The organism is Klebsiella sp. PK18, from assembly GCF_057784655.1.
Window position 1 is genome coordinate 4,101,829 of the sequence record NZ_CM173493.1, and the last position, 12,080, is coordinate 4,113,908.

11 protein-coding genes and 1 pseudogene are annotated in these 12,080 nt (G+C 60.7%); 6 read left to right on the forward strand and 6 right to left on the reverse strand.

What is annotated here, in order from left to right:
* Nucleotides 1-104 precede the first annotated feature (104 nt).
* Nucleotides 105-1,589, reverse strand: a complete 1,485-nt coding sequence (locus AC3EMD_RS19955) for an aldehyde dehydrogenase family protein (protein ID WP_022065419.1) — start codon at nucleotides 1,587-1,589, stop codon at nucleotides 105-107.
* Nucleotides 1,590-1,748: 159 nt separating this feature from the next.
* Between AC3EMD_RS19955 and AC3EMD_RS19960 the strand changes: the two genes are divergently transcribed.
* From AC3EMD_RS19960 to AC3EMD_RS19975, 4 genes are all read left to right on the forward strand, one after another.
* Nucleotides 1,749-3,050: an NAD(P)/FAD-dependent oxidoreductase gene (locus AC3EMD_RS19960; protein ID WP_117108512.1), complete on the forward strand. Its 1,302-nt coding sequence runs from the start codon at nucleotides 1,749-1,751 to the stop codon at nucleotides 3,048-3,050.
* 13 nt (nucleotides 3,051-3,063) lie between these two features.
* Nucleotides 3,064-3,429, forward strand: coding sequence for a cupin domain-containing protein (locus AC3EMD_RS19965; RefSeq protein WP_002892824.1), 366 nt, complete (start codon nucleotides 3,064-3,066; stop codon nucleotides 3,427-3,429).
* Between the two features lie 440 nt (nucleotides 3,430-3,869).
* Nucleotides 3,870-5,369: an APC family permease gene (locus AC3EMD_RS19970; protein ID WP_004183276.1), complete on the forward strand. Its 1,500-nt coding sequence runs from the start codon at nucleotides 3,870-3,872 to the stop codon at nucleotides 5,367-5,369.
* The gene (locus tag AC3EMD_RS19975) at nucleotides 5,347-5,889 is read left to right on the forward strand and encodes a DUF3156 family protein (RefSeq protein ID WP_071582590.1); all 543 of its coding nucleotides are present in this window, start codon (nucleotides 5,347-5,349) and stop codon (nucleotides 5,887-5,889) included. The genes AC3EMD_RS19970 and AC3EMD_RS19975 overlap by 23 nt, the downstream gene beginning before the upstream one ends.
* Nucleotides 5,890-5,905: 16 nt before the next feature.
* On the opposite strand, the gene AC3EMD_RS19980 is transcribed toward AC3EMD_RS19975, so the two are convergent.
* The 5 genes and pseudogenes from AC3EMD_RS19980 to AC3EMD_RS20000 all read right to left on the reverse strand — a co-directional run bounded on the left by AC3EMD_RS19980 (nucleotide 5,906) and on the right by AC3EMD_RS20000 (nucleotide 9,491).
* Nucleotides 5,906-6,268, reverse strand: coding sequence for a helix-turn-helix domain-containing protein (locus AC3EMD_RS19980; RefSeq protein WP_008805516.1), 363 nt, complete (start codon nucleotides 6,266-6,268; stop codon nucleotides 5,906-5,908).
* On the reverse strand, nucleotides 6,269-6,571 hold the full coding sequence (locus tag AC3EMD_RS19985) for a type II toxin-antitoxin system HigB family toxin (protein ID WP_004178884.1): 303 nt from the start codon (nucleotides 6,569-6,571) through the stop codon (nucleotides 6,269-6,271).
* Nucleotides 6,572-6,654: 83 nt separating this feature from the next.
* Nucleotides 6,655-7,770, reverse strand: a complete 1,116-nt coding sequence (locus tag AC3EMD_RS19990) for a class II histone deacetylase (RefSeq protein ID WP_049139549.1) — start codon at nucleotides 7,768-7,770, stop codon at nucleotides 6,655-6,657.
* Nucleotides 7,771-7,786: 16 nt separating this feature from the next.
* Nucleotides 7,787-8,691, reverse strand: a pseudogene (locus AC3EMD_RS19995) (MFS transporter).
* Between the two features lie 116 nt (nucleotides 8,692-8,807).
* The gene (locus AC3EMD_RS20000) at nucleotides 8,808-9,491 is read right to left on the reverse strand and encodes a response regulator transcription factor (RefSeq protein ID WP_012968769.1); all 684 of its coding nucleotides are present in this window, start codon (nucleotides 9,489-9,491) and stop codon (nucleotides 8,808-8,810) included.
* Between the two features lie 509 nt (nucleotides 9,492-10,000).
* Between AC3EMD_RS20000 and AC3EMD_RS20005 the strand changes: the two genes are divergently transcribed.
* Together AC3EMD_RS20005 and AC3EMD_RS20010 are read left to right on the forward strand one after the other, a co-directional pair.
* Nucleotides 10,001-10,777, forward strand: a complete 777-nt coding sequence (locus AC3EMD_RS20005; protein ID WP_016160425.1) for an SDR family NAD(P)-dependent oxidoreductase — start codon at nucleotides 10,001-10,003, stop codon at nucleotides 10,775-10,777.
* Nucleotides 10,778-10,802: 25 nt separating this feature from the next.
* Entirely contained in the window at nucleotides 10,803-11,594 is a 792-nt protein-coding gene (locus AC3EMD_RS20010; RefSeq protein WP_008805511.1) for a MoaF C-terminal domain-containing protein, read from the forward strand.
* Nucleotides 11,595-12,080 lie beyond the last annotated feature (486 nt).

Sequence of the window (12,080 nt, forward strand, 5' to 3'; positions counted from 1 at the left end):
AAGCGAGGCAGTGCCCCCTCCCGGTTTCAGGGCCAGAAGGCGCAGGATGTGTCGCCCATCTGGCGCAAAACGACAAATGCCTGCGCTATGTCGCTGAGCGGCGGTTAATAGCGCACCATCACCGACTTCAGCTCCGTATAATCATCGATAAACGCGCTGCCGAATTCGCGTCCGATGCCCGAGCCCTTCATGCCGCCGAACGGTACCGCCGGGTCGAGGAAGGTATGCATATTGACCCACACGATGCCGGCGTCAATCGCCTCCGAGTAGCGCAGCGCCTGGCGAATATTATCGGACCAGACGCTGGCCGCCAGGCCATATGGCGACGCATTGATCCGCGCCAGCGCCTCTTCTTCACTGCGATAGCCGATAAAGCTGCATACCGGACCGAAGGTCTCCTCGCGCATCAGGGTGCTCTCTTCGCTGCGGACTTTGACCGCAGTCGGCTGCAGGAAATACCCCTCTCCCGGCAGCGCTTCGCCGCCGCAGACGATGGTATCCCCCTCGTCGCGCGCGGTCTGGATCAGTTTGAGCACTTTCTCGTACTGCTGGCGGTTGGCCAGCGGCCCCATCAGCGTCTGTTCATCCAGCGGCGATCCCGGCGCGAAGGCGCTGAGCTTGTCTTTCAGCAGCGCCAGCACTGCATCCAGTTTGCCCTGCGGCAGATAAAAACGCTCCGCAGCGGCGCAAATCTGCCCCTGGTTCAGGTAGCCGGCTTCAATAATGCCGTTGACCATCGCCTCCGGCGTCAGGTCATCGAGGAACAGCGCGGCGTTTTTGCCCCCCAGTTCAAGGGTCACCCGTTTACCTGACGCGCAGGCCGACTGCTGGACTTTTTCACCGGTGGCCACCGAGCCGGTGAAGCTCACCTTGGCGCAGGCCGGATGCGTCATCAGCCGCTGGGCAATCTCGCCGCCGGTGCCGTTGACCACGTTAATCACCCCATCCGGGATACCCACCGCTTTCGCCAGCTCCGCCACGCGCAGCAGCGTCAGCGGCGTATACTCGCTCGGTTTGAGGACGATGGTGCAGCCGCAGACCAGGGCCGCCGCCAGCTTCCAGATGGCAATCATGATGGAGAAGTTCCACGGCACGATGCCGACCACCACCCCCAGCGGCTGGCGGCGGGTGAAGGCGGTATATTTCTCACCGTTCATGGAGGGGAGCGAGACATCCAGCGTTTCGCCGGTGACTTTCCCCGCCCAGCCGGCGAAGTAGCGCAAAAACGCCACCGATTGATCCAGCTCCAACATCCGCGCCAGCATGATGGTCTTGCCGGAGCAGAGACTTTCCAGCTGCGCCAGCGCTTCGCGATGCTCAGCCAGGGCATCCGCCAGCTTCAACAGCAGCGTACCGCGCGCCAGCGTCGGCATCTCACGCCACTGACTGAACGCCTGGCGGGCGCTCTCCATGGCGCGATCCGCCTGATCCACATCCGCTGCCGTCACCTCAGCAATTGCCTGACCGGTGGCCGGGTTAACCACCGCGAACGGCGCGCCGTGGCCCGCCTCACGTTGACCGGCAATAAACTGCCCGTGTGGCTGGCGTAAAAAGGCGGTCACTTCCGCCAGTAAGGTTATCTCGCTCATCGTCAGCACCCGTTTTTTTAGCAAAGTTGGCCTATCACAGCACGGTTGCTCTGCGCCGCCCATCGTTCTAAAGAACGTCATTCTTCCGGACGATATTCAACGCCCGCATGGCGTGCTGTGATGAGGACCTTGAGCCAGGCAAGACCACAGGGTAACGCGATGAACATTAAAATCGATGCGCTGAACTACTACGGCGCGACGAAGAAATACCACCTCCATTTCCCGGCGCTGCGGGAAGATATTGAAGCCGACGTGGTGATTATCGGCGGCGGCTTCTCGGGGATTAACACCGCCCTTGAGCTGGCGGAACAGGGTATCACCAACGTGGTGGTGCTGGAGGCGCGCCATCTTGGCTACGGCGGTACCGGGCGCAACGGCGGCCAGGTGATGGCCGGTATCGGTCACGACATCGAAGCGGTGAAAAAGCACGTCGGCAAAGAGGGGCTGGAGACGCTGTTTAAAATCGCCAACCTCGGCGCGGGCATCATTCGCGAACGCATCCGCAAATACCATATCGACGCCGATTTCGTCCCCGGCTACGGCTATCTCGCCTATAACCAGCGGCAGCTCAAAACGCTGCGCCAGTGGGAGAAGGAGTTTAAAGCCGCTACCCCGGATGAAGAAATCGAACTGTATACCGGCAAAGAGGTGCAGCAGGTGGTTGGCTCCGAGGTCTACTGCGGCGCGCTGAAACATATGGGCGGCGGGCAGATCCATTCGCTCAATATGCTGCTCGGTTCGGCGCAGGCCGCCCATTCGCTGGGGGTAAAGATCTTCGAATCCTCGCCAGTGGTGGAGGTGAATTACGGCAAACAGGTGCGGGTACGCACCGCGATGGGCAGCGTCAAAGCCGCCAAACTACTGTGGGCCTGCGACAGCTTCCTCAACAATATGGAGCCGGAGATCTACAACAAGACGCTGGTGACCTACTCCTATCAGGTGTCGACCGAGCCCCTTTCCGATGAACTGATCGAGCGCATCAGCCCACTGCGCGGCGCCTTCAGCGATATTCGCCCGGTGATTAACTACTACCGCGTCACCCGGGAAAATCGCCTGCTGTTCGGCAGCGCGACTCGCTTTGTGGAATATACGCCGAACGATTTCGCCGCCTGGAATCGCACCCTGCTGGCGGAGGTCTTCCCCTATCTGAAGGATGTGAAGATCGATTTCGCCTGGGGCGGGCCGATGGCCTGTAGCGCCAACCTGTTCCCGCAGATCGGCACCCTACGCGATCACAACAACGTCTTTTTCGTCCAGGGGTACTCCGGCTTCGGCGTCACCCCGTCGCACATCGTGTGCAAAATCCTCGCCGAAGGGATCAACGGCGGTTCCGACCGCTATCGCCTGCTGAGCAGCATCCCCCACGCGACCATCCACGGCCGTGACAGCCTGCGCTTGCTATTAGTCACAGCCGGAAAATTGATGCATCAAACCGCCGGTTTCTGGAAAGGCCGGAGTTAACCAGGAGAACGCTATGCACGCTTTTAAACTTAAACACCCGGTACCTGACCTGCAGCCGATCGGCAGCGTCAGCCTGCTCGGCGCGACGCCGACCGCGGGAGACCCGCAGGTGGCCGGGGCGATGATCTACGGCGAGCCGCAGGACGCCTTCACTTGCGGACTGTTTTCGTCCACTGAGGGGAGCTTTACCATGACCTATCCGTTTACCGAGCATGCCACCGTGCTGGAAGGCGAAGTGGAGCTGACCGTCGCCGGTGGTGAGCCGCAGCGCTTTGCGCCGGGCGACAGCTGGTTTGTTAAACAGGGCACCGAAGTGGAGTGGAAAATCCTGACGCCGCGCTTTGTGAAGCACTACCTGGCGAACGTCGAGACGCGCTAACACGCTGATAATGCCCGGCGGCGCAGGGAGCGCACAGGGGGACCCGGAGGCGGCGCATTGCGCCTTCTCCGGGCTACCAAATCGCACAGCGCTGTAGCCCCGGTAAGCAGCAGCGCCACCGGGGGTTTTGAGGCCGCCAACACCGGCAGTTTCAGTCAGCATGGTGAGTAAATTAAAGGCAGGCCGCACGGACCGTAGGCCGGATAAGGCGCAGCCGCCATCCGGCAGAAATACGCGCACCGTGGCAAGACGGATGGCCCCGGGTTTCGGGGTCATGTTGTTTATCCACCGCGACATTCATCGACTGCGTCACAGAATCATGCGCCGCCCTCCACCTTCCGGACGATATTCATTGAGCAGGATGCCCGCCTAAATTATGACTATCCGGGAGTGGCGCTGGCTATTCCCTGCCCTACCCCATTATTGTGCAGAGGTTGACTATGTTTAGTAACAGACTCGCCAGCCATCTTGAGCGCGGCGTCGTCGGCTTCCCGACCACCCTCGCCAGCTCCGTCGGGCTGATCATGGCCAGCCCGGTGATCCTGACGGTCACCAGCGGCTTCGGCATGGGCGGCGATACCTTCGCGCTGGCGGTGCTGCTGGCCTTTATTATGATGCAGGCGCAGGTCACCACCTTTGCCGAGGCGGCGACGCTCATTCCTACCACCGGTTCGGTGTACGACTATATCTCCTGCGGCATGGGCCGCTTCTTCGCTATCACCGGCGCGCTGTGCGCCTATCTGATCGTCCATATTTTCGCCGGGACGGCGGAGACGATCCTGGCGGGCATTATGGCGCTGGTAAACTTCGAATCGATCAACGCTCAGATGGCCGCCCACCAGAACACCTGGATGGTGGGTGTCGGCATGGTGGTGATTTTCGGCTTGCTCAACGCCATCGGCGTGGAAATCTTCGGCAAGGTCGAAGTGGTGCTGACCTTCGGCATGTGGACCACACTGACTATTTTCGGCCTGTGTGGCATTTTTATGGCGCCGGTGACTCATCTTTCCGGCTGGTTCGGCACGCCGCTGAACATCAGCGATATCAACGGTCTGTTCGGCTATATCGGCATGGCGATGTTTATGTTCGTCGGCTGCGAACTGGTGACGCCGATGGCGCCGGAGATTAAACAGGCCCACCGCACTATTCCGCGGGCGATGGCGCTGGGCCTGCTGGGAGTCGCCAGCTGCATGTTTATCTACGGCGCGGCGATCAACCGCCAGGTGGAGAATACCGTGCTCGACGCGGCCAACAACGTCCATCTGCTGGATACACCGATGGCGATCCCGGCCTTCGCCGAACGGGTGATGGGCCACGCCGGCCAGTACTGGCTGGGGGTCGGGCTGCTGCTGGCCGGCTGCGCCACCATCAATACGCTGATGGCCGCCGTGCCGCGTATTATCTACGGCATGGCGCTGGACGGCGCGCTGCCCCGCTTCCTGACCTGGCTGCACCCGCGCTTTAAGACGCCGGTGATCGCCATTGCCATCGGGGTGGCGATCCCCTGCCTGCACGCCTGGTATCTGAACGGCGATCTGGACCGCATCGTGCCGCTGATCCTCGCCGCGGTCTGCGCCTGGGGCGTCGCCTATCTGCTGGTGACGCTGTCGGTGGTGATGCTGCGCATTCGCCGCCCGGACCTGCCGCGCGCCTACCGCTCGCCGTGGTTCCCGCTGCCGCAGATTATCTCCAGCGTCGGGATCATCATCGCTATCGTCAATATCACGCCGCCGGGGATGGACAGCCGCCAGGTGCTGGTGCCGTTCGGCATAATGCTCGGCCTGACCGCCGCTTACGCCCTGTTCTGGACGGTGTGCGTGCAGCGCGTCAATCCGTTCAAGCCGCTGGTAGTGGAAGAGGTGGTGGAGCGCGCCATCAACAATTATGAAAAACAGACCCGCGGGGAGATGACGCCAGATGTCCTCCGTCCCCTGGTTTGAGACGCCGTTAATGAACGCGGTGCAGCGCGATCTGGCGGGCTGGCCGTGCGAAAAGCTGAGCGAACGCAGCGCATTGCTGCGGTTGAACGACGCCACCGCCGTGACCTTCAGCGTGCGTCAGAAGCGGCTGTTTATGGCCAGCATTCACAGCTGCGAGTTTGTCGTCGAGGGGCCGGTGACCCGGCCCGCTCGCGGTAACATTCGCGCCCATCAATCCGGCTGGTGGAAACGCCAGCCGATCCGCTTTATCGGCGGCAAAGACAGCGAGGAACTCGCCGGCTATCTCAACGGTTTTCCTAATCTCCAGCAGACCTTAAGCGAGCTGGATTACCGCCGCTTTTCGCTGACCTTTGATAGTAGCGGCTGGCGCTGCAGCATTGAACCCTGGGCCGCCAGCGAAGTGGTCTGTAAAATGCCGCCGCTGCGCCGTTATCTGCGGCTGGAAGCGCAGCAGCGGATGCTGCTGCTCAGCGTGCTGGCGATGATTAATCAGGCGGTAAGTCAGTGGATGGATGAGTGAGCGGATGCCCGCGCCATCACGCGCCGATCAGGCTCTCAAGGGGGATGCCGAACTGCGCATGAAGCCGGCGAATCATCGGGAGCGTCAGGTTGCGCGTACCATTGAGAATTTCATAGACACGATTCGATTTACCAATCGCCGGCTCCAGATCTTTGACGGTCAGCCCCTGCTGCTCCATGCGAAACTTGATCGCCTCTATCGGCGTCGGCGGCTCGATGGGATAGTGCTTTTTTTCATACTCAGCAATCAGCAGGCACATCACCTCAAAAAAATCGCCCTCTGGCGTATCAAGCGCTGGTTCATTATCAAAAAAAGGTTCAACCGCGCTTAGCGCGGCTTCGTAATCTTGTTCAGTGCGGATAGGTTTTATTTTCATCATTTACTTCCTCTCAATCGTCTCAGCGTTTATCTCGTCATATTCCTTATGCGAACCGATAAACTTAACGAACACCCACCCCCGCAGATAAGCAACGGCTACGATTAACCGGTAATCATTTCCTTTAATGTTGAATACCACCCGCTTATTTTTCAATATGCTTGCGCTGCGGTATTGGTCCTTTATCTCCGCCGGGGTTTTCCAGTCTGCTTTTGTCGCTTCGTCTACCCAGGCCTTTAGCGGTTGTTCAGCGTCGGGATTCTCCGCCCAGAAGTCCCTTAAGGTTTTCACTGAGATTATCTTCATGTGCAGAGACTAGTCCCGTTTCGGGACTAAGTAAAGAAAAAGTCCCGTGCCGGGACTTTAGCGATCACCGTGAGCGTGAGCGATTACTGCAGGCCAAACCGTTGCGCCAGCCGATCGAGAGCCTGCCTCTGGAACTGCGCAAACTCCGCCCGCGGCTGCTGCTGCTGAATAAATTCCCGCAGCGGATCCTGGACCTCGGTGCGAATGCCGCTCAGGGCTTCCATCACCGCCAGGCCGCAGAACGGCACGTAGGATTCGGCGTAGCCGCCTTCGTGCACCATCACCAGTTTCCCGCCGCACAGGCGATCTGCCGCCTGCTGGACCTGTTCGGTCATCGCCCGGAAGCTGTCGCTATGTAGCTGCATCCGCGCTAATGGATCCATGGCGTTGGCGTCATAGCCGCAGGCGATAATAATCAGCTCCGGCTCAAAACGCGCCAGCGCAGGAATGACGATAGTTTCCAGCGCATAGCGCCAGCTGTCATCCCCCGCCCCGGCCAGCAGCGGAATATTAATGTTGTAACCTTCGCCCGCGCCCACGCCGCGATCGTCCTCGCCGGCGTAGCCCGGCGGGAAGCAGCCGTCCTGATGCAAGGAGATAGTCAGTACGTCGTCGCGCTGCAGGTAGATATGCTGGGTGCCGTTGCCGTGGTGAACATCCCAGTCAATGATCGCCACCTTGCCCAGCCCCAGCTGCGCTTTCGCCCGCTCGACGGCAATGGGAATATTGGCGAGGAAACAAAATCCCATCGACTGGTCCGGCAGACAGTGGTGTCCGGGCGGGCGCGACAGCGAATAGGCATTATCCAGCTCCCCCTCCAGCACCGCTTCCACCGCCGCACAGGCCAGCCCGGCGGAAAGACAGGCGATTTCATAACTGCCCGGCCCCAGCGGCGCCTCTTTGCCGAGCATGCCACCGCCGTTATCGCTGATCGCCTTGAAGCGCTCCAGATAGCTGTCGGGGTGGATCCGCCGCAGGTCCTCAAGGCTCGCCGGCGCCGCGCTGCGCAGCGCCAGCTGCGGCGTCAGCCCGGAGACGTCCATCAGGTTTTTCATCCGCCGTTTGGTCTCCGGCGATTCAGCATGGCCGCCACCGGCGGGCGGCTGCACCCACCCGCCCACCGGCAGCGTCACCGCGTGCAGGCCGGTACTGTGCCAGAAACAACGTTCATCAAAGAAGAAACCGGTTTTTCTTTTCACTCTATCCTCCCGTGGGCTAACTCTTCCCGGCGGCGGACGCCGCCGCAATCAAAATCAATGACAGCAGCGCGCAGACGCCTGCCGCCGCCAGCAGCGGGTCGGCGCTGGCAAAACGCTGCAGTAAGGCCCCGGCTAAGGCCGGACCGGCCGCCATGCCGCCGCCAGCACCAGACCGACCTGCGTCGGGGTTAGCCCCGCCGCGCTGCCGATGGTGCCGATAAAGGTCCACACTGCGCTGAGGCTGATATAGAAAGTGAGTACCGCCAGCACCGCCAGCGCCTGACGCCACAGCGCCGTCGACGGCTGCTGGTGGGAGGCAGAGAGCGGTTGAAAGCGCGGAGGGAAAGCGGACACCAGCGGCAAACAGCAGAGCATAATGGCGGCGAGGATCAGATAAACCACCTTCAGGCCAAAGGTCGCGAACAGGCCGGGCAGCACCAGCAGGCCAAGCATGCCTAACAGCAGTTGCCCGAGCACCCAAAAGGCGTAGACCCGCGACGGGTTCGGCGTCCCCGCCGCGCAGCTGATACACAAAATCATCAGCGTGCCGCCCGCCAGCGAGGCGAGAAAGCGCGCCGCCAGCAGCGTCTCGTACTGGGTGACCACCGCCGAGGCGAGGTTGGCGGTCAGAAACACCACCCCGGCCATCAGGGCGACCCGCCGCCAGTCGAGGCGGCTCATCCACCACCACGCCGGGAGCGTCGCCAGACTCATCGCCCCCAGCTCCGCCGAGAACAGCCAGCCGATCTGCCCAGGTTTAAGCTGCCATTCGCTGGCCAGCTGCGCCGCCACCGCCGGCGCGGTCATCAGAATACCCGGCGCAATAGCGGCAAAAATCACGATCGCCGCCAGCAAACGCAGGGAGACCACCAGCCCGGCGGGCCGGGAAAGCGCATTATCAGTGAGAGGGGTACTCGACATCGTAGGCGTGCTCCGGTCAAAAAAGCCTCCCCCCGGAGGATCCTCCAGGGAGTGATACCCACAGGCATCAGGAAAACGCCGTGCTGCCACGGCGCGCGCGGGATGCGAAAGTCAGATCACAGATGCAGCGTACGCTGAGCGGCCGGCATCCAGGTTCGGGAAACCAGTTCGGTACGATTGACCACTTCGGTCTTGGCGAAAATGTTGCGCAGGTGCGTTTTTACCGTCGAGAGCGAGATATCCAGCTGGCGGGCAATCAGCTTATTGCTGGCGCCTTCGCGCACCATGCCGACGATTTCCCGCTCTTTCGCCGTCAGGATGGCGGGCAGGTCATCGTCTTCCTGCAGACAGTCGCGAATGGCCAGCTCCACCAGCGGCAGCACCGCCTGAGCCCGCTGGCGCTCTTCGCTGGAGAAAGGCACGTCGCGCATCAGCGAGATACCGGCGATGATCCGCCGCTCGCGGCGAATAAAGATCTCGGTCATGTCGCGTACGTTATTCGGCAACATGAATTCATGATAGTAATGGCGGTTGCGGTCGCAGAGCCGCGGCGTCATCGCCGCCACGGTGGTGTTCTGGTGGCTAAAATGCGAGGGCAGAAGCGGATCCAGCGGCTGGAAGTTTTCCAGATATTGTTGGTGCGTATTATCGGAAATATTATGCAATATATAGCTTTCGGGTTTTAAACGATTATTTACTCGATAAAAGACCGCTGAAGTCAGTGGAATTAGCTGGGAAATAGTCTGTAAACAACGGGCTATTATCGCATCATTACGGCTGGCTTTTAACAAAGCAGACATGATAGGGCCTCCCCGTCGAGATGATGGTACATGACACATGGATGACTACTGATAATTGAAGCATACATTTCACATTTAAGTAACACAATCATTAACATATTAACAATGTGATAGCCGTTACATAATTTTCAACAAGCCATTGTTATATAAAGCATTTAAAAAATACACCCGCCATGCTTTACGATAGCCGCGTTAAAATATAAACAAAAAAGATTAACACCCGGCGTACCTGCCCCTGGTGATAAAAAAAACCTATCCCCGACGCGTCATTCTCATCCTAAAGAACGATGGATTTCTGTTTTTTTTCACTTATACCCTTAACAGGATGCAATTAATTTTCGCCGCGGCGTAATCATGTGATGACGCCTGACCCGCTGTTGCCGAAATAATGAGAATGGCGCCCTGTGAGAGAGATCCATTAACCGCCACGGCTATCGTTCTTCCGGACGATAGCCGGGACCTGACGCGCTTTTTAAGGTAATCGAAGACCCCATAACAGGAGAGAGCGAATGGCGAGAGTCGTGGTGATCACCGGCGGTGGAACCGGAATTGGCGCCGCCTGCGCGCGGCTGATGTGCGCCGCGGGCGACCGGGTGTTTATTACCGGACGGCGCGAAGCGCCATTGCAGGCTGTCGCCGATGAGACCGGCGCCACGGCGCTGGTGGGCGATGCCGCCGACGGCGAGGTCTGGGGTCAGCGGCTGCTGCCGGCGATCCTCGACCAGGCTGGCGGTATTGATGTCCTCATCTGCAGCGCCGGCGGGATGGGCAACAGCCCCGCCGCCGAGACCAGCGACAGCCAGTGGCGCGAGGCGCTGGACGGCAATCTCACCAGCGCGTTCGCCAGCGTTCGCGCCTGTCTGCCCTCGCTCATTGCCCGCCGAGGCAATGTCCTGTTTGTCGCCTCCATCGCCTCACTCGCCGCCGGGCCGCAGGCCTGCGGCTACGTCACCGCCAAACACGCCTTAATTGGCCTGATGCGTTCCGTCGCCCGCGATTACGGCCCACAGGGGGTACGCGCCAACGCCATCTGTCCCGGCTGGGTCACGACGCCGATGGCGGATGAAGAGATGCGCCCGCTGATGCAGGCAGAAGGGCTATCGCTGACGGAGGCTTATCAGCGGGTCTGTCGCGATGTTCCGCTGCGCCGCCCCGCCAGCCCCGAGGAGATAGCCGAGGCCTGTCAGTTTCTCTGTTCGCCGCAGGCCGCCATCATCAGCGGCGCCACGCTGGTCGCCGACGGCGGCGCCAGTATCGTCGATGTTCCCACTCTGGCGTTTGCCTAACGCCCTACTCTGTTCAGGAGCCCCTATGACTTCAGAAGCCGTATTTATCCAGGTCGGCGCGCTGGCCGATGGTTTTGCGCCACACGGTAATTTACTCGCCACCACCAGCCTGCCCGCCGGCGAAACCTTTACTTTTTATGTCGCGGGCAGTAAGCCGCAGCAGTTGGTTATCGAAGATGACCAGACGCTCAGCTGGAACGACAAGCGCGCGCCCTGGCGGGCAACCGCCCTGCGCCCGGACATTCTGTTTATCGACTTCCTTGACCCGGAGCGGGATAACGCCAGCATTAGCGCGGTATGCAACCTGACACAGCGCAACGCCACCCTGGTCTACGGCCAGCTGCCGGACGAAGCCGCCGCGCGGCTGGACGCCTTCAGCCGGGTGGAGCAAGGCCTGCCGCTGACCGCGGTAGAGGCACGGTTTGTTTTTGCCCGCCTGGATGAGCAGTCGGGGCCGCTGCCGGACTTTACCGATGCGCTCATTGGCATGCGCAATCAGTACACCTACAGCCCGACCGAGCGCTATGAGCACATCTATCTCAACGACAATTTTTACACCTGGCAGTGTCTGGACGGTGTGGAAAAGGGGCTGGCGGATGTCGATCGCTGCCACTATGTGCAGGTGGCTGAGGATCTCTATCTGTTCGTCTGGCGGGAGAAAATCATTCCCACGCTGGGGGTGATCCTGATCGATCTGCAGCAGATGCGCACCGACGGCAAGATCATGGGCTATCAGGGCAGCGATTTCGGCGCCCTCAGCAATTTCCCGGTCGGCGCCAGCGCGAAGATCCTCAACGTCACCCGCCATCAGGAATAAAGGGGCGCCGCCGGGCACGCTTTCAGGCACCACACCCGTCATTTCGCCGGGTGGCGGCTGCGCCTGACCCGGCCTACGGTCCGAGCAGCCAGTCATTAATTTACCCACTTGTGCGACTGAAACTGCTGGTGCTGACGGCCTCAAAATCGCTGAGACGTTCCCGGAAGGCCGGGGCAGCCCGCATGGATGCGGGCTGAGGGCCGTGTTTTGCACGGACGCTGCCTCGGCCCGACCCGAAGCCTGCAGGGAAAAGTCGAAGGTACCACGCAGTGGCGATTTTGCTGGCCGGAGCCCGGGGGTACAGGGGGCGGCGGCGACTGGCCGCCCCCTGTGCGCTCCCTGTGCCATGAGTGACATAACGCAGAAAAAATATCGGGAGCGCAATCAGCCCGGAAATAGCACAGGAGTGGTAGCCCTGCTAAGCGCAGCGCGAGCAGGGGCATTTCCGGTTGCGCCGTCATTTCGCCGGGTGGCGGCTGGCGCCTA